Annotated in this window: 17 protein-coding genes; 3 read left to right on the top strand and 14 right to left on the bottom strand. The window is 67.0% G+C overall.

All coding sequences use genetic code 11. From position 1 onward, the window contains the following. Positions 1-16: 16 nt before the first annotated feature. The 3 genes from AC5Y36_RS19955 to AC5Y36_RS19945 are packed head-to-tail and all read left to right on the top strand — an operon-like array spanning position 17 to position 2,713. Positions 17-1,267 (top strand): MCE family protein, encoded by a 1,251-nt coding sequence (locus tag AC5Y36_RS19955; RefSeq protein ID WP_500042683.1) that lies wholly within the window; start codon positions 17-19, stop codon positions 1,265-1,267. 25 nt (positions 1,268-1,292) lie between these two features. Next, positions 1,293-1,916, top strand: a complete 624-nt coding sequence (locus AC5Y36_RS19950; protein ID WP_500042682.1) for an Rv1363c family protein — start codon at positions 1,293-1,295, stop codon at positions 1,914-1,916. Positions 1,917-1,927: 11 nt separating this feature from the next. Next, positions 1,928-2,713: a mannan-binding family protein gene (locus tag AC5Y36_RS19945; protein ID WP_500042681.1), complete on the top strand. Its 786-nt coding sequence runs from the start codon at positions 1,928-1,930 to the stop codon at positions 2,711-2,713. A gap of 69 nt (positions 2,714-2,782) precedes the next feature. Here the strand turns inward: AC5Y36_RS19945 and AC5Y36_RS19940 are convergent, their stop codons facing one another. The 14 genes from AC5Y36_RS19940 to fadD5 all read right to left on the bottom strand — a co-directional run bounded on the left by AC5Y36_RS19940 (position 2,783) and on the right by fadD5 (position 18,077). After that, positions 2,783-3,445: a YoaK family protein gene (locus tag AC5Y36_RS19940; RefSeq protein WP_500042680.1), complete on the bottom strand. Its 663-nt coding sequence runs from the start codon at positions 3,443-3,445 to the stop codon at positions 2,783-2,785. 13 nt (positions 3,446-3,458) lie between these two features. Next, the gene (locus AC5Y36_RS19935; protein ID WP_500042679.1) at positions 3,459-4,133 is read right to left on the bottom strand and encodes a mammalian cell entry protein; all 675 of its coding nucleotides are present in this window, start codon (positions 4,131-4,133) and stop codon (positions 3,459-3,461) included. Further along, on the bottom strand, positions 4,100-4,663 hold the full coding sequence (locus AC5Y36_RS19930; RefSeq protein WP_500042678.1) for an Rv1363c family protein: 564 nt from the start codon (positions 4,661-4,663) through the stop codon (positions 4,100-4,102). Before AC5Y36_RS19930 ends, AC5Y36_RS19935 begins: the two co-directional genes overlap by 34 nt. Further along, on the bottom strand, positions 4,660-5,631 hold the full coding sequence (locus AC5Y36_RS19925) for an RDD family protein (RefSeq protein WP_500042677.1): 972 nt from the start codon (positions 5,629-5,631) through the stop codon (positions 4,660-4,662). The genes AC5Y36_RS19930 and AC5Y36_RS19925 overlap by 4 nt, the downstream gene beginning before the upstream one ends. Then, complete coding sequence (locus tag AC5Y36_RS19920) at positions 5,628-6,287, bottom strand: Rv1363c family protein (RefSeq protein WP_500042676.1); 660 nt, start codon at positions 6,285-6,287, stop codon at positions 5,628-5,630. Before AC5Y36_RS19920 ends, AC5Y36_RS19925 begins: the two co-directional genes overlap by 4 nt. Then, complete coding sequence (locus tag AC5Y36_RS19915; RefSeq protein ID WP_500042675.1) at positions 6,257-7,879, bottom strand: MCE family protein; 1,623 nt, start codon at positions 7,877-7,879, stop codon at positions 6,257-6,259. Before AC5Y36_RS19915 ends, AC5Y36_RS19920 begins: the two co-directional genes overlap by 31 nt. A 3-nt stretch (positions 7,880-7,882) precedes the next feature. Next, on the bottom strand, positions 7,883-9,040 hold the full coding sequence (locus tag AC5Y36_RS19910; protein ID WP_500042674.1) for an MCE family protein: 1,158 nt from the start codon (positions 9,038-9,040) through the stop codon (positions 7,883-7,885). Further along, the gene (locus AC5Y36_RS19905; RefSeq protein WP_500042673.1) at positions 9,037-10,638 is read right to left on the bottom strand and encodes a virulence factor Mce family protein; all 1,602 of its coding nucleotides are present in this window, start codon (positions 10,636-10,638) and stop codon (positions 9,037-9,039) included. Before AC5Y36_RS19905 ends, AC5Y36_RS19910 begins: the two co-directional genes overlap by 4 nt. Positions 10,639-10,641: 3 nt before the next feature. Continuing rightward, positions 10,642-12,186: a virulence factor Mce family protein gene (locus tag AC5Y36_RS19900; protein WP_500042672.1), complete on the bottom strand. Its 1,545-nt coding sequence runs from the start codon at positions 12,184-12,186 to the stop codon at positions 10,642-10,644. Beyond that, positions 12,183-13,223 (bottom strand): virulence factor Mce family protein, encoded by a 1,041-nt coding sequence (locus AC5Y36_RS19895; protein ID WP_500042671.1) that lies wholly within the window; start codon positions 13,221-13,223, stop codon positions 12,183-12,185. Before AC5Y36_RS19895 ends, AC5Y36_RS19900 begins: the two co-directional genes overlap by 4 nt. Then, a complete protein-coding gene (locus tag AC5Y36_RS19890) occupies positions 13,220-14,521 on the bottom strand; it encodes an MCE family protein (protein WP_500042670.1) in 1,302 nt (433 codons plus the stop codon). Before AC5Y36_RS19890 ends, AC5Y36_RS19895 begins: the two co-directional genes overlap by 4 nt. A gap of 4 nt (positions 14,522-14,525) precedes the next feature. Further along, complete coding sequence (locus tag AC5Y36_RS19885) at positions 14,526-15,395, bottom strand: ABC transporter permease (protein WP_500042669.1); 870 nt, start codon at positions 15,393-15,395, stop codon at positions 14,526-14,528. A gap of 1 nt (position 15,396) precedes the next feature. Continuing rightward, positions 15,397-16,134 (bottom strand): MlaE family ABC transporter permease, encoded by a 738-nt coding sequence (locus tag AC5Y36_RS19880; protein ID WP_500042695.1) that lies wholly within the window; start codon positions 16,132-16,134, stop codon positions 15,397-15,399. A 335-nt stretch (positions 16,135-16,469) separates the two neighbouring features. Next, positions 16,470-18,077, bottom strand: coding sequence for a fatty-acid--CoA ligase FadD5 (gene fadD5 / locus AC5Y36_RS19875; protein WP_500042668.1), 1,608 nt, complete (start codon positions 18,075-18,077; stop codon positions 16,470-16,472). Between the last annotated feature and the right edge of the window lie 79 nt (positions 18,078-18,156).

The following is an 18,156-nucleotide window of genomic DNA, read 5'->3' as shown; positions in this document are numbered from 1 at the left end:
GACAGGAGCGGCGCCCATGATCTCAGCGATTGCGCGAGTCATCGTCGACGTGGTCAGGGCCGGCTACCGGCAACGCAACTGGCTGTCCAGCCTCGGCCTGGGACTGACGCTCGTCGTCGCGGCCGCCTATCTGCTGCTCGGTGCCCTGCGGGTCAACCCGACGGACACCACGTATCAGGTCAAGGTCCAGCTGCCCGATTCCGGCGGGCTGCTGGCCAATCAGGATGTGGCCGTCCGCGGTATTCCGGTGGGCCGCATCGAGTCCCTGCACATCACCCCCGACGGCGTCGAAGCGGTCACCAACATCAAGACACGCGTCAAGATTCCGGTGGCGAGCACCGTCAAGGTTTCCGGGCTGTCCGCGGCCGGTGAGCAGTACATCGATTTCGAGCCCCCGTCCACTGCTGGCCCGTACCTGTCCGATGGCAGCGTCGTCGGTCGTGAGCGGGCTACGGTTCCCGTTCCGCTGTCCCAGATGCTGGCCGACACCAATGGAATCCTCGCTCAAACCGACGTGAAGAAGCTCGAGCTCATCAAGAACGAGTTGGGTATGAGCAAGGAGGGCCCCCAGAAGCTGGCCGACATCGTCGATGGCGGCATGTTCTTGCTGTCGACCTTGGACCCGGTGCTGCCGCAGACCGTCAGCCTGCTCCGCAACAGCCGGGTGGTGCTGACCATGCTCAACGACGTCAACGCCGGGCTGGCCGCCACCACCGGCAATCTCGACGAGGTGCTGACCGGCGTCAACAGGATGGATGCCGGATACCGCAGGCTTCTCGACCAGACACCGGGGCTGCTCTCGTCGGTCGACAACCTGTTTGACGACAACTCCGACACCATGGTCGGCCTGCTCGCCAACCTGACCACGATGTCGCAGCTGCTCTACGTTCGCGTGCCGGCGTTGAACGCGCTGTTCCCCAGCTATCGCGGCTCCGGTCTGGACGCCTTGGCCAGCACCTTCCACGAGAACGGGCTTTGGGCGACCGCCGACATCTACCCGCGCTACGTCTGCGACTACGGCACCCCGCGTCGGGTTCCCTCCGGCGCGGACTACCCCGAACCGTTCCGCTACGGCTATTGCCTCACCGACGATCCTGCGGTGCTGATCCGCGGGGCCAAGAACGCCCCCCGGCCCGCCGGCGATGACACGGCGGGTCCCCCGGCAGGCGCCGACCTGGCCGCGACCACCGATCCAACCCCCAAGGGCCGCTACACAATTCCGACGCCCTACGGCGGGCCGACGCTGCCGATAGAGCCGCCCCGCTAACGCTGATCCGCTAGGAGACACCACCATGGCCGACGACGCCGACACCGAGGTTGCCGACACCGACGCCGCCGAGGACGAAGGCGCCCCCGCCGAGCAGACCGAGGTGCTGGACGACGCCGACACCGAGGTAACCGGTCTGGAATCGACGGTCGGTGCGCGCGCCCGGCGGCCGTGGCGGCGATTCGCCCGGATCGGGGCGGTGGCCGCGGTGTTCCTGGTGGCGTTCGGGCTTGCCGGCGGTCTCGGCTGGGTGCTGTGGCAGCAGCACCGAGTCACCCAGGCCGGCAACGCCGCCCGCGAGACCGCGGTCGACTACGCCCAGGTGTTGACCAGCATCGACTCGAACAAGCTGGACGAGAACTTCGCCGCCGTCCTCAACGGCGCGACCGGCAACTTCAAGGACATGTACACCAAGTCCAGCATGCAGTTGCGGCAACTGTTGATCGACAACAAGGCCACTGCGCAAGGCGTCGTGGTGGCGTCGGCGATCCAGCACGAGTCGCAGAACCGGGTCGTCGTGCTGTTGATGGTCGACCAGACAGTGACCAACACCGCTCGCCCGGATGCTCGGGTGGACCGCAGCCGGATGAAGATGACCATGGACAAGGTCGACGATCACTGGCTGGCAAGCAAAGTCGAACTGCCATAGGAGCTAGCAGTATGTGGGCATCCCGAATCCTGGCGAGCGTGGCGGCGATCGCGGCAACCATGGCGCCGGCCGCCGTGCTGGCACCGACAGCGTCGGCCTCGGCGCAGTCCTTCTGCTCCGAACTGGGGGGCGACTTCGACGGTCACTATTGCCACACCGCGGTCGTTTCCGAGCGCAAAGCCACCCGCGACATCAAGATGGCCGTTCCCGACGGCTTCGTCGACCGGCCGGAGATCCGCGAGTACCTACGCAACCTGTTCAACAACTGGAAGATCAAGGGCGCCTCGATGGTGCAGGACAGCTTCGGCGAGGAGAACTACGAGATCTTCCCGCACGGCGGTGCCACCAGCGTGGTGTTCCACGAGGACTATCACGCCGACGGTCCGTGGATCAACAACGCCTACCGCACGTTCAGCTACGACAGCGGTGGCCGACGCATCCAACTCTCCGACATCACCAAACCCGGGGTGGATCCGTTGGTCGCCATCCCGCCGCTGGCCGAGCCGTACATGATCGAGGCGCTCGACAACGCCCACTGGGAACACCAACCCGGCACCTATCCGTTTGTCTTGGACCGCTGGACGCCGGACAAGCCGTTCGGCGCGGGTTTCAAGGCGTGGGCCATCACGCCCGATGAGCTGATCCTGTACCTGCCGGACTATCCCGTCGGGCACGACTCACCGATCCGCTACGGCATGACCGACTGGCAGTTCTCGATGGACGGCGGAACCGTGTCACCGCATATCCCGCTCTCGGCGCTCAGCTCGATCCTGCGCCCGGAGTACGGCGGGGCGTAACCCCCTGGAACGCGTTCATCCTGCGGTGGCGGCGGCCCCTACTCGTGGTGTTGCGCCATCGCCGCAGGGTCAACGCCGAAACAACCAGAGCGCGGCTGCGACCAGCGCTGCGGCCCCCGCGATCACCGGCGCCACCGCGACCCGGGTCAGCGTCGCTCCGATCATCGCACCTCCGCACATCGCGGCAACGACGCTGTAGCGCAACTTCTCCCGCTGCCCGGTGCCACCGGCCAGCCGGCTGTCCACCCCTAGACCCACGATCGTCGACGTCAGGACGGTGGTGCTGAGTTCCTGCACACCGAACTGGCGCGCCATCGCGTTCTGCAAGCCGAACGTCAATCCGAGCCCGGCGATCAGCACCAGCTTGGAATTGTCGTGGTAGCGCAGCACACCGATTCCGGTGAGTATCGACATCACGAGCAGCACAGCGATTTCCGTGCCCAGTGTGGCGGTCAGCCATAGCCGGGTGCGATGACCCAGGCGCCGGATGAGCCGGCCGCTGATGATGGTGCCGGCGACAAACGCGGCGACGGCGACGACGGCCGCGGTCAGATCCACCCCGGACTGCGGGACGAACCAGAAGCCGAGGAAGATGACGTTGCCGGTCATGTTGGCGACGAACACGTGGCCCAGCGCGAGCACGCTGACCGCGTCCACCACCCCGGTCGCCGCGGTCAGCAGCAGCAGTGCCGCCACGCTGCGCCGGTCGGGTATCGGCGCAGCGACAGTCATGGCAACCTCAGATCTAGAACTGCGGTGTCACACTGAATTTCGTGATCGGCGCGAGTTCGGTGGCCAGCCAGTGCCCGTGGACACGGGTCATCGAGATCTGGTGGGACCGATACTGCAGCGCCGGAATGCCTTTGGTCTGCGGGCTGGTCAGCGTGGTGTTCGTGTAGACGAGCGCACTGGCCTGCGTCCCGTTCAGCGATATCACCGCCACCCCGGTGACCTGGGTGGTGACGCTGTTCTTCTGCTGTTTGCTGGCCCCGGCGATCGCGTCGATGTCCTTGCGGTAGCGGGCCTCGAAGTCGCCGGTCAGATACTTGCTGGCACGGTCGGCCAGGGTGTCGATGTCCTCAGGGGTGTAGGTCCACAACGTGGTGATCGCGTTGCTCGCGGCGCGCGCGATCGCCAGCTTGCTGGCCACCAGTGCACGGTCCGCCAAGTACGGGTACATCATTGCGCCGGCGAACCCCGCCGCCCCCACGAACAGTGCGGCGGCCAGGCCGACGGCGACGACAGCCCAGCGCAGCCGCATCGGCCGCCCCGGTGTTGCGGTTTCGGCGGCCGTGGCAACACCGTCGGCGGACTCTGTGATCGCGGCGTCATCACCGTCGCCCGGGGTGTCGGTGGCCTCGGGCGCGGGCGAGTCGTCCAGCTCGGTCAGATCACCGGGCTGAAGTTGCTGATCTTCCACTGGTCCCCTTGTTTTGTCACGATCTCCAAGCACCGCACCGTCGGCTCGGCCTCGATCTTGCCGTTGACGCCCTTGATGTGGGTTTTCGCCACAACCAGCACTTCGGCGCTGCCGTCGTCCCGCCACCGTTCCACCCCGGCGTCGAGCACTTCGGCGGTCGCCTCCGGCCCGCGGGCGACCTGGATGAGGATTTCGTTTCTGCGTTCCTTCCACCAGGACTCGAACTCGCCGGTGGCTTGCGCGGTCATGCGGTCGACATAGCGGTTGGCGCCGTTCTCGCCGGTCGGGTCCGGCGAGAGAAACTGGGCGGTGAATGATCGCGCGAAGTCGAGCACCGCGACCTGCTTGAACGCGGTCTGACGACGGTCTTCGTGATCGATGAGCATGACGATGGCCACGGTGACGGATCCCGCCGTCACCAGCGCGGCCAGCACCATCGTCGCCCACAGCCGCCAGGGCCGCGGCGGCCGGGGCAGCGTCGGAACCAGCAGCTCGACTTCGCCGGCTTCGATCTTGCGACGTGGACTCATCGGCCGGCCTCGGGCTTCTTCGGCGGTGGCACGAAGGCGAGTTCGTCGACCAGCCAGCGGCTCCCGGACCGCACCAACCCCACCCGGACGGTCACACTGATCGGCTGGATCTTCGGCGTACTGCCGGTTTGTCCCTGCAGGAACATCAGCATGGTCGCCCGGTCTTGCGTCGCGGACAGCACCGCGCTGTCGGGCACCCAGTATTCGTGCGGTGTCGCTGTCTTGGCGATCTGTTCCTGCACGGTGACCAGCTCGGCCCGGTAGTGGTCGGTGACCAACGTCTGCGCGTGGGCAAAATCGTCGGCGAGCGTCTTGGGATGGAACGACAACATGTCGGCGACGGCTTTCGGCCCCTGAAGTGCCAACTCGGCCCGCACCTGCTGGTCGATCTGTCCGGGCCGGTAGACGGCCAGGTTGCTCATCCCGGCCAGCGCCACCGAGACCAGCGCGGCGCCCAGCACCACGGCCGCGGTTCGGTCGCGCAGGGTGCGAGTCGAACTGCGCGGGCGGGCATCGCGTACCTCGGTGCCCAGCAACAGATCGGCGAAGGTCCGATGCCGCCGATCCCACAGCGGCCACAACCAGCCGACACCGAATGCGGCGGTGTCCAGCAGGTGCGCGAGGTCGCGCACCAACAAGCGCCCCGGCGCCGGGAGGTCGCCGCCGCGGGTCATCACGCGGATGCCCACCAGTGCGCGTCCCAGACTGAAACCGGTCAGGCCGGGCACCATGGTCCGATTGAGCGCCGTCGCGAGTATGGCGACGGCCGCAACCGATACCGCCACGAACCACCACGGCGAATACCTCGGCACCGTCACCGACACCACCACCGCCGTGGCCACCACACCGGTACCGGGCAGCACGTCGACGAGGAAAGCGGTTGCCCGAGAAGGCCATCGCGCCGGAGCACCGTCGGCTTCGGTCGTGATGCTGACAACAGCTGGCGCGGCTTCGGCCACCACGGTCACTTCGCCACCTGGTCGATCTTGGCGACTTTGTATTGTCCGTCAACGGGTTCCATCGTCACGCGCAACCGGTACCCGACCTCCTTACCGGTGCTGGACACGAACAGCCGCAACACGGTCAGGACGTCGATCGATCCATCGTCGTTATTGCGTTCGACGGCAGCGCGCATATCGAGTACCTCGACGTGCACATCCGCCTGCGCGTACGCATCGCTGAGCAGGCCGGCCAGCATCGGGGCCTGCGCCGCGAAACTTCCTGTCGCACAATCGATGATCTTTCGCTGACTGGTCTGCAGTGTGGCCAGATCGGGGGCATTCAGCGCGGCCATGCAGTCCTTGGCGGCCGCGACCGCGGCCACCCCGGCACGCGCGGTCGCCAGGCTCGCCTGGTGCGAACGTAACGCCAGGTAGCCGCCGCCGCCGACGGCAGCCGCCACCACCAATAGCGTCGCGGCGATACCGAGCAGCCAGCGTCGGGTCAACCGTGACGGTCCCCGCGCCTGGCCGGGTGCGTCCGCCGATTCTGCTGAATCGGCAGCCGTCACCTCGATGTCTATCTGGTCGGTGCCCTCCGCCGATTCTGCCGAATCGGGCGACGTCGACGACGTGTCGTTCGCGTCGGAGGGGTTCAGCTGGCCGGTGCCAGCATCTCCTTCCATCCGTCGTCTCCTGTGTTGCTCGAATTGTCGACGTTGTACTTGACCCCGTCCGGCCCCGTCAACTGGCCACTGGATGGGCTGTACACCGCCGTCGGTGCCGCACCAGGAGTGTAGACACACGGGTTGGGCTGCTGCCCGTTGCACTGCACCGAGCCCGAACCGGGCCGGGTCAGCGGGTCGTTGACCGGGGGCGCCGCACCGTTGGGTCCCGCGCCGCCGGGCGTGTTCAGCGCGGCCGGCGGGGGCAGCTTGTCGGCGGGCGCCGGGTTCACGCCATTCTCGATCGACGGTGCCGGGATCACCCGACCCGGGTCGACCGGCTGATCACACCGCGCCCCGGGAGCCGGGCAGTTGCGGATCTGGTTCGGGTCGCCGTACCAAGGGTTGGTACCCAGCGGGACGTACGGCTCGCTGCTGCGGCATTCCTTCGGCGTCGCCGCGGTCTTGCCGGGCACGTCGGCACAGGGGATGTTGCGCGCCCCGCGCACCACGTTGGCCGGGGTGTCTTTAGGGATCTTGCAGTACAGCCCCGACGGCACCGGTTGCGGGCTGATGTCGGCCGGCGGTCGCCACTCCGAGGCGGGCAGGAACCCGGTCATACAGGGCGCCGGCTGGTTGATGGACAGTCCCAGCGGCAGCAGCGCGCGGTGATCACTCTCGAACGGCACCGTCGCCGTCTGCGCGGCCGCCGCCTCCTGCGGCAACGCCACCAGAATGCCCTCGATGTAGCCCTTGTAGCGCTTGAACATGTCCAACAGGATCGACAGGTTGGCCAGCGTCTGGGGCAGCGAGTCGCGCATGCCGCCCAGCACCGCATTGACCTGGTCGGCCGACGCGGCCGCCTGCGGCAGGATGCGTTGCAACGCCTGATCTTGCGCGGCGCTCTGCGACGCCAACTTGTTCAGGTTCGCCGCCCAACGCTCGATCGCGCTCCCGGAGTTGGCCTGGCTGTCCAACAGCGGCCCGGAGTTGGCGATGATGTCGTTGATATCGGTGATGTTGGTGTTGGCGTCGCCGACGATCGCCTGGGTTGAGTCCACCAGGCGCTGCAGCGCCGGCCCCAACCCACCGACCGCCTGCGCCGTCTCATCCAGCAGGGTGGAGATCTTGTCCGCGGGCAGCGCCGCCAGCCCGCGGTTCGCGGTGTCCAGGGTCGGCCCGATCGGCGACGGCACCGTATTCCGCTCCGCCCCGTCGGCCTGATAGAGCGGAATGGTCTGCCCGGACGAGAAGTTCTGCGCCGGATTGCTCTTGGACACCAGGTCCAGGTATTGCTCACCGACCGCCGACACCGAGTGCACGTTCGCCGACGCATCGGCCGGAATCTTGTACTTGGTGTCGATGCTCATCGTGGCCCGCGCGCCGGTCACGGTGGGCTGGACGTCGGTGACCTTGCCGATGGTGATGCCGCGGTAGGTCACGTTGGAGGTGGGGTACAGGCCGCCCGACGAGGGCAGGTCCGCGTACAGCGTGTACTGGCCGATACCGACCACGCGATGGATGCGCAGGTAGTAGCCGCCCAGCGCGGTCATCGTGATCGCCGAGATCACCACGAACAGCACCAGCTGACGCTTGATCAACGGGGTTAGCACCGCTCACTCACCCCTTTCCACCAGCGGACCGCCCGGCGCATCGAGCGGGTTCGGCGTGAACCGAACATCCGGGATCATCGTGGCCGGATCGCGTCCCCATGACTGCTCGAGCGCACGCAGCGCCCCGGAGAAGCCGGTGCCGGTCAGGATTCCGTTGTCGATCGCGCTCAACGTGGTGTCCAGCAGCAGCGAGACGTTGATGTAGTCGCCGCGGATCGCGTACGGAATGCCGTTGAGTTCGAACGGTGTGGTCACCATCAGGTCGATCGCCCCGTTGAAGTACGGCGCGCCGCGGCCGAGCTGCTTGAGCGGACGCTGCAGGTACTCCAGGTTGCGATGCACATCGCCCTTGGCCTGCGACAGCGTGTCGTTGGCGACCGCGCTGAACTGGCCGACCGCGTCGATCGCGTTGGTCAGCAGTTCACGCTTCTCGGCGAAATGCTTGATCAGCGGCGGGAATTCGGTGAGCACCCGGTTCAGCGTGTCGTTGCTGTTGGCCGCGTACACCAGCAGCCGGTTGGTGGAGTCGATGGCGTGGGTGATGTCGTCGCGCTGCTCGTTGAGCCGCACCACGAACGTGTCCAACTTGCCCAGGAAGTCGTGGATCTGGTCCTTGCGCCCGCCCACGATGTTGGTGACCTCGTCGGCCAGCACTTCCAGGTTGGGCACCCCGCCGCCGCGCAGGATCAGTGCCACGCTGGCCAGCGTCCGCTCGATGGTGGGGAACGCCGACGAATTCGCGAGCGTGATGGTGTCGCCGTTCTTCAGCATCTCCGACGACGGATGCTCCGGTGCCCCCAGCTCCACGTGCTGGGAGCCCAGCAGGCTGGTCTGGCCGATCTTCGCGGTGGCGTTCTTCGGCAGTTTGACACTCTTGTCGATGCCCAGCGTCAACGTGGCGACCCAGTTCTTCATCTGGATCTTGCGGACCGTGCCGACCAGGACGTCGGCCACCAGCACTCGGCTGTTGCCGTTGAGTGCCAAGGTGTCCGGCATCTGCACGTAGATCTCGTATGAGCCGGGTCCGCTGCCCGCGCCGCCGGGTAGCGGCACATTGGCGATGCCGCGCCACGGCCCGCCGCACGACGTCAGCATCACGACGCCGACCGTCAGCGCCAGTCCCTGCAGGAGGCGACGACGCATGGCACGCAACGCGATCACTGGCCCGGTCCTTCCGCTGCGGGTGCCTCCGCGGCGAGCGGCGACTGCCCGGCCCCGGTGCCCGGGATGACCAGGTTCGGCGGCGGCGGTCCGGGAACGATCCCGGGGGCTACCGCCGGCGGCGGAACCGGTGGATACGGCGGCGGCGGCTCCGGACCGTTGTAGTGGTAGGCGTTCGGCGGCCCCGGCGGGGTCTCCCCGTCCGGTGGCGGCACGATGTTGGGTCCACCCATCAGCTCCGCCAGCGACTCCGGGGTCAGCATGGCCGCGGTAAGGCCACCCACCTGGGTGCCCTGCATGCCGGGTGCCACGATCCAGCCTTCGGAGTTGTGGTTGCCGTGCGAGGTCGGTACGTCCTTGGCCCAGATGCCGGGCACCGTGGTGTCCTTCCACCCGGGCGGCGGCCGCAGCCGCTCCTCGGTGTAGGCGACCTGCTTGGGCAGCACCGCTGCCGGGCTGAACGCGTTGAACCCGAACGGCAGATAGTTGAACTTGATCGCGTCCATGATCGGTCCCAGGTACTGCGCGCACAGTTCGGCGGATTCCTGGTAGCCCAGTCGGCTACCGGCCTGGATAGCGCTGCAGATGAACGACATCGGGTTGGCGAACATGTTCATCGCCGGCACCTGCACGACACCACCGTTGGCCGGGTGGTAGATCCCGTTGAGGTTGGACTGCAGCGCCGGCAGCACGTGCAAGACAGTCTCGACGCCGTCCAGGGCGTCGGGCTGAACCAGCGCGGTGGTCACCTCTTCGAGGTTGCTGACGTCGTGGGTCAGCACCGAACCGTTCTTGTCCAGGAAATTGCGCAGCGTCGGCAACAGCTGGTCGACCTGGCGGATGGCCTGCGCCAACTCCTGGTCGGTGTTGGACAGGTTGCCGGTCAGTTGAGCCAGATCACTGTTGAGCGCAACCAGCTGGCGGTCACTGCCATGCAACGCGTTGACGAACAGCGCGAGGCTGCGGACCACCGCGAACATGTCGCCGCGTCCCTCACCCAGCGCCGTCAACGAGGTCGCCAGGCTGTTCAGCGTGGTGTTGATCTGGGCGCCCTTGCCGGACAGGCCGTCGGCGAACGACTCGATGGCATCGCCGATCGGGCCCTTGGGCTGCTCTTTGGTCGGACCGAGATCGTGGATGACCTTGGTGAGGTCCTTACGCAGTTCGTCCCATTCCACCGGCACCTGGGTGCGCTCGAGCGGGATCACCGCGTTGTCTTCCAGCACCGCCCCGCCCTGATACGGCGGCTCCAGGGCAATGTTGCGCGACGCCACCAGGGTGGGGTTGATGATCACCGCATGCGCGTCCTTGGGGACCTTGTACTTGCTCTCGTAGTGGAAGGTCACCTTCATCTTGTCGCCGGCCGGCTCGATCTTGTCGATCGCTCCCACCGGCACACCCATGATCTCCACCCGGTCGCCCGGGTACAGCGCGTTGGCCTGCTCGAACATCGCGACCACCGTGTTGGTGGTCAGCTTGCGGTAGACCTGCCAGCCGATGATGCCGGCGGCCAGCGCCGCCACCACGGCCAGCGCCCCGACAACCGCCGCCGCTCGGGTCAGCCGCGGTAGCCGCAGGTTGTCAAAGATCGTGCTCACGGCCTAGCCTCCCTGTCCCTGGCAGAACAGGACATTCAGACACAAATCGCCACCGGAGACGTGTGGTCCCGGCCCCGCCGGTGCGGGCGGCCCCGGCGGCAGCGGCGGAGGCGGTGGTGCGGCAGCCGGGTTACCCGGACCGGGGCCGGTGCGGGCCCCCGGCGGAGCATCCGCGGGGATGGGCACCGCGACGCCCGGAACGGTGGGCGGCAGCTCACCGGGCAGGGCGGAGCTGTCGACACCCGGCCCCGGTGTCGCGTCCGGGTTGGGCGGCAGCGACAGCACGTCGGGCAGCCCGTATCCGCCCGACGGCGGCGCACCGAACGGAAGCTGCTCGGTCAGCGCGCAGGGCAGCGGAATACCCGGTGTCGGTAGGGCACCCGCCGCGGGCGTGTAGGAGCACGGCGATCCCGGTGCCACGGCCGGTCCCGGATGATCCGGGGTGCCTTCCAGTATCGGCGGGGCCGCCGGCGGCCCACCGTTGGCGTGTCGGGTGCCGTTGGGGTCCGGGAACCGGAACTCGGGCAGCCCGGCGCTGCGCCAGAATTCCTCCGGGTCGATGCCGCGCTTCTTGAACGCCGCATCCACCCAGGGCTGCAGAATCTGGTACGGCAGCAGGTTGACGATCATCACCTTGAAGTACGGACCCGAGGCGACGGCTTCGTTGAGCGCACCGACGAATTTCGCTCCGCGGATGAACGATTCGGCGATGTCGCCCTTGCGCTCGGCCAGCATGTCGCTCAATGTGCGCAACTGTTCGAGCACGTGGTTGAGGTTGGGATTGTCGTTGATGACGTTCTCGACCTGCGCGGCCACCGCCGACACGTTGGACAGCAGGTTGTCGATCGCCCGTCCGCGCTCATTGAACGCGGCCAACAGTGTCTGCGCGTTGACCAGCAGGGCGTTGATCTGTCCGCTGCGGTCCCCGAGCACGCTGGCCACCTGGTTGGCCTGGGCGAGCAGGTGCTTGATCTGATCGTCGCGTTTGCCGATGGTGTCGGAGAACTTGGCGACCCCGTCCAACGCCGCGCTCAGGTGCGGGTAGGTCTGGTTGACGGTCTCGGACAACACATTCAGCGATTGCTTGACGGTGTTGACATCCCATCCACCGGCGTCTTTGGCGAGATCGGCGAACTGGTCGTAGATCTGGTACGGGGTGGTGCTCTGGCCGCGCGGAATGGTTGCGCCCGCGCGCAGTCGCTGGGCGCCGCGCGGCTCGATCTCCAGTACCTTGCGGCCCAGAATGGTGTCCGTGCGGATCTTCAGCCGGCTCTCGGTGCCGATCGTGGTGTTGCCGACCGAGAACTTCGCCAGCACGTGGTCGCCGTCGATGGTGAAGCCCTCCACCTTGCCGACGTCCATGCCCGCGATCCGCACCTTGTCGCCCTCGTGCAGCCCGCCGGTGTTGGCGAACTCCCCGTAGTAGCTCGGCCGCGCGAACAGCATCGGCACGGTGGTGAGGCTTTGGCCGACGCCGACGGCCAGCAGGACGACGATGATGCCCATCAACCCGATTCGGCGCCGGTTGGGCGGTTCCAGTGTTCTCATTTCGGCGTGCACCTACCGGTCGGCTGCTGGGTGAGCAGGACGGTGCGCACCGGACCACCGGGCTGCAGACCGTTCAGCTTCAGCGAGATGTCGCACAGGTAGAAGTTGAAGAAGTCGCCGTAGAGTCCGCCGGAACGCCCGATCGCGCGCATGTCCTCCGGGAACTTGTGGATCTTGCGGTCCAGGTCGTCGCGTTGCTCGACCAGCGGCTGGTTGAAGATTTCCGTGCGGTCGATGGTGTCGTGCAGCAACTGCCGGTTTTCCGACAGCAGCGTCGCCAACGTCCCGGCCGCGTCGCTGATGTGCGCGGTGCCGGCGGCCAGCGGGTCGGCCTTGTTCTTCAGCCCGGTGATCAGCACCTCGAAGTTGTGCACGGTCTGGTCGAACTCCGCGCGATGCCGCACGGTGGTGTCCAGAACCGTGTTGAGGTTGCGGACCACCTCACCGATCGCCTGGTCGCGTTCGGCGAGGTGGGCGGTGAGCTGCGCGGTCTGGTCGAGGATGTCGTTGATGGTGCCGCCCTGCCCCTGGAAGACGGTGATGATCGACGAGGCGATGACGTTGACCTTGTCCGGGTCCAGTGCCTTGAGCACCGGCTTGAACCCGCCGATCAGCGCGTCGAGGTCCAGCGCGGGCTGGGTGTGCGAGGCCGGGATGGCGCCCCCGGGCGGCAGCACCTTGTCGGCACCCTCGCCCTCGCCGCGCTTGAGTTCGACGTAGCGGTTGCCGATCAGGTCGGTGTAGCGGATCTGCGCGGTGGTGGACTGGTAGAGCGGCAACGTGCGGTCGACGTCGAATTCGACCCGCACCCGGTTCCCGCCGTCGACCAGCGACAGCTTCTTGACCTTGCCGACCTCCACCCCGGAGGCCCGAACGAACTGTCCCTGCCGTAATCCGCTGACGCTGGTGAACTCCGCGGAGTAGCTGTTGGTCCGGTCGAAACGCATCTGACCGAAGACCACCACGATGAGCGCGGTGAACAGCAGCAGCACCAACGTGAGGATGCCGAGTCGAACGGCGGTACCGGTGATTTTCATGGGTTGATCGTGTTCTCCCCGACCTGACGGCCCCAGACGTACTCGATTGCCCAGGGCGAACCGACCTCGAGGTGGTTGTAGGGCGCGATGCTGGCGCCGTCATCGACGACCAGGGTGGGCGCGGGCCACAGATCCCGGGTGATCGGCTGCCAGCAGCCGGGTGCGCCGCCCGGTCCGCCGTGCGCGTTCACCCGGCCCAGGTTGTCGGGGTAGACGTAGGGGTTCTGCGCCCCGCCGACCAGACCGAACAGCGCACCGACCTGGGAGGCGATCAGCGGGATCACCATCGGGTTCAGCAGCAGGCCCGCCCCCGACAGCAAGGACGTCTGGGTCCGCAGCGAGTAGTGGTCGGCGCCACCGAACGCGGCGAAGACCTTGGGCGCCACGTCGTGGAAGTTGCGCAGCGTGCAGAAGAACTCCGGGCTGTACTCGTCGAGCAGTTTGGTGGTGGTCACCAGGTCCGACGCGCCGCGCACCAGGTACGGCCCGCCGCGGTTGAAGATGTCGGCGCCGGTGTTGCCGAATCCGACCGCCGACAGCAGCGCCGCGTCTAGGTCGTTTTCGTGCTGGTGCAGGGTCCGGGCCGTGGTGACGGCATTCTTCAACGCGTCCCACAGATCCGGGGAGGCCTCGGAGTACACGTCGCCCAGCGCCGACAGCTGCTGGACGTCGTGGCGGAACTGCCCCATCCGGGGGTTGACGTTGTCCAGGATGTTGTTGGCGTTGACCAGCGACGCGCCGAACTTGTCGCCCAGCCCGGTGAGTGCCTCTGCCGCCGCACTCAGCGTCAGGTTCAGCTTGACCGGATCGACCTTCTCGGAGATCTGGGTGATGGTCTGGAACAGCGTGTTGAACTCGGTGGTGACCGACCTGGCGTCGATCACGTCCGTAGACGCGATTCGCTTGGCGCTGGGCGCGGTGTCGGTCGGCGCCGTCAGAGCGACGTACTTGTTGCCGAACACGGTGGTGGCCTCGATGTTGGCCACCACATTCGCCGGAATCAGTTTGATGTACTTGGGCTGCACATTGAGCTTGAACTCAGCCTCCGGCTGGCCGTCGCGCCGCACCTCTTCGATGCTGGCGACCCGGCCGATCTCGACCCCGTTGTAGGTGACCGGCGCTCCCGGGTCCATCACCAGGCCGGCCCGGCCGGACCGCATCGTCAACTGCTTCTCCGAGGTGAAGCCGCCGCGGAACTGCACGTAGACCACGCCGACCAGGACCACCAGCAGCACCATCGACACCACCGCCGCGGTCTTGTACGGCGGCGCTGAGATCTTGTTCATCTTCGCTGTCATGGCGTCACATCGTCAGGTTGAAGTTGGGGTTGGTGCCGTACAGCGCCAACTCGGCGAGCAGAACCACGACCTGCACCGAGACCAGGGAGAACCGCATGGATCGGCCGACCGCCTCACCGACGCCGACCGGCCCGCCGCTGGCGTTGAAGCCGTAGTAGCAGTGCGTCACCATCACCACCACCGCGATGACGATGATCTCGGCGAACGACCAGAACACGTCGTCGGGCCGCAGGAAGGTCCGGAAGTAGTGGTCGTAGGTGCCCGACGCCTGCCCGTACAGCAGCGTGGTGACCAGCTGCGGGGACATGAACGACATCAGCATCGCGGTCGCATACAGCGGGACGATCACCACCAGCCCGGCGATCACCCGCGTCGAGGTCAGGTACGCGATCGACTTGATGCCCATCACTTCCAGCGCGTCGATCTCCTCGGAGATGCGCATGGCGCCCAGCTCCGCGGTGGCGCCGGCACCGACGGTCGCGGCCAGCGCGATGCCGGTCACGACCGGGGCGGCCAGGCGCACGTTGATCAGCGCGGCGAAGAATCCGGTGAAGACGTCGACCCCGATGTAGCCCAGTGACGCGAAGCCCTGAATGGCGACCAGCGACGCGCCGGACAGGGTGACGAACGCGACGATCGCGACGGTGCCGCCGACGACGGCCATCGCGCCGGCGCCCATCCCGATCTCGGCGACCAGCCGCAACGTTTCCTTGCGGTAGCGGCGCAGCGCCCACCCGGTCTGGCCGATGCTGACGACCGCGAACCAGGCCAGCTTCCCGATCCGCTCGAGCGCCCGGCCCACCATTCCGGGGTAGGCCTCGACGAAGGCGACCGCCCGCGGGAAGCGGGCGCGGACAACGGCACTCGTCGACATATCAGCGTCCCGTCCCGAACCGCACACCGATGGTGGTCAGCACCACGTTGACCGCGTACAGCGCGACGACGCACAGCACCACGGTCTCGTTGACGGCGGTGCCCAGGCCTTTGGATCCGCCGCGCACCGTCAGTCCGCGGTAGCAGCCCACCAGTCCGGCGATCAGGCCGAAGGCCGCGGCCTTGACGGTCGCGATGATGACCTCGGGGAGCCCGGTGATCAGGGTCAGCGAGCTGAGGTAGGCGCCACCGGACACGTTCTGCAGGTAGACACCGAAGATGAATCCGCCGACCAGCCCCACGATGATCACCAGCGCGTTGAGCAGGGTGGCAACCAGGGTTGCGGCCAGCACCCGCGGCACCACCAGGCGGTGGATCGGGTCGATGCCGAGCACTTCCATCGCGTCGATCTCTTCGCGGATGGTGCGCGCACCCAGGTCTGCGCAGATGGCGGTCGAGCCGGCGCCGGCGACCACCAGCACGGTGGTCAGCGGGCCCAGCTGGGTGACCGCGCCGATGGCCGCACCGGCCCCGGAGATGTCGGAGGCGCCGATCTGCCCCAACAGGATGTTGAGCGTGAAGATCAGCAGCACCGTCAGCGGGATCGACACCGCGATGGTCGGCATGATCGCCACCCGCATCACGAACCAGCACATCAAGATGAACTCGCGCCACTGGAATGGCGGACGGAACAGTGCCTTGCCGATCAGCACGCACATCCGGAAAAAACCGCCGACCATGGTCAGCGGCGGCCCCAGCTTGTCGCGGACGGCGTCAGCCAGGCTCGTTCCCGCCGGCGCCGTCACCGCTGTCCCCCAAGGACAACCCCCGCGGTGACGCCGGAGATCGTTCGGTGGTGTCGCACGCCTCCTCCTTGCCCATCCCCAGGTGTGTGACCGCCGTCTCGTTACTCGCGAGTTCGTAAGTGAGACCACAGGACTGTACCCGATGGTTTAGCGCGTGCGGGGAGCATCCACAAGATTGCAACCTTTATCCAGGTCAGCCCCAACTTATCTGTCTTTTTTCCAATCACTCCAGGTCAACTGTTATGTCAACTTGTAAATCTATTTGACACTCAACCGATTTCCGGAGCCGTCGACGACCCGGCAGCCCCATAACGAACGCGCAGTTCGGTCTTGAGCACCTTGCCCGCCGGGTTACGAGGGAGCGCGTCGACGATTTCCAGCCCCTTGGGGTGCTTGTAGCGGGCGAGGCGTTCGGTGAGGAACTCGTCGAGTCCGTCCAGGGTCAGCCCCTGATCGGTGACCGCGGCGACCGCGATCGGCACCTCACCCCATTTCTGGTGCGCTCTGCCGATCACCGCTACTTCCACGATTCCGGGATGGCTGGCGAGCACGTTCTCCACTTCGGCGCAGTAGATGTTCTCCCCGCCGGAGATGATCATGTCCTTCTTGCGGTCGACCACCCAGATGTAGCCGTCCTCATCCACCCGGACCAGGTCCCCGGAGTGAAACCAGCCCCCGGCGAACGCTTCCGCGGTGGCCTGCGGGTTGTTCCAGTAGCCGCTCATCAACGTCGGTGCGCGGTAGACGATCTCCCCCACCTCACCGACCGGCACGTCGTTCATGTCCTCATCGACAACGCGGGCGGCCACCGTCGGGATCACCTTGCCGACCGAACCGCGCTTCCTGATCGCGTCCTCGCCGAGCAGCATGCAGGTCACCGGGGACATCTCGGTCTGACCGAACGCCGCCAGGATCTGGGTGCCGGGGAACGTCTCCGACATCTGCCGCAGCAGGGTGTCCGATGCCGGGGCGGCACCCCACGACATGGTCCGCAGCCGGATGTCGCGCGGGTTGGCCTGCTGGGCGGCGCACACCGCCTGCCACTGGGCGGGCACCAGGAAGATGCCGGTGACCTTTTCGGCGGCCAGCACGTCGAGTAACTGGCCGGGGTCGAAGGCGCCCAGCGGATGGATGACGGTCGGAATACCCAGCAACAGCCCCGGGAACAGGTTGCCGACCCCGGCGATGTGGAAAAACGGCACCCCGATGAACGCGACGTCTCCGCTGCCCGTTCCGGCGGTGTAGATCGCCGTCATCGTCTGTCCGGTCAGGTTGGTGTGGGTGAGCACCGCACCCTTGGGGCGTCCGGTGGTACCCGAGGTGTACATGATCAGCGCCGGCGAATCATTGGGGACGTCGACCGGTTCGACCGGGTCGCCGGGTTCGGCGAGCAGGTCCTCATAGCCCAGCACACCGTCTTCGGTGGCCCCGCCGGCCACGACGATCTGGCTCAGCGGCGGGGCGATCTCGCGCACGGCGGCGGCCACCGGCGCCAGCACCGGCTCGGTGATCAGCAACCGCGCCTCACAATCGTCGACCAGGAAGCCGATCTCCGGCGGGGTCAGCCGGAAGTTCACCGGTACCGCGATGGCTCCGATCATGTTGGCGGCCAGCACCGATTCGACGAACTCGGTGCGGTTGAGCATCAGGATCATCACCCGGTCGCCGAAGCCCACCCCGCGGCGACCGAGCGCACCGGCCAGCGCCTCCACCCGGCGGTGCAGCTCCGCCCAGGTCACGGTGTTGCCCATGAACCTCAGGGCCGGCAGGTCCGGCTGCATCAGGGCGTGCCGCTCGAGTTGGTTGACCCAGTTCTGTCGTCGCGCCCGGTAGGGCTGCTCGGTGGCGGTGTGCGGGGCAATGGCGTCTGCGGTCAACGTGCGCCCTTTCCTAACTAGCTGAAGCCGTTACAGCAGAAGTTGATATTTGATCAAATTTGGTGTTGCCTGGGTCACG

This window comes from Mycobacterium sp. NGS50, assembly GCF_059812545.1.
This window is presented reverse-complemented; position numbering and strand designations above follow the sequence as displayed.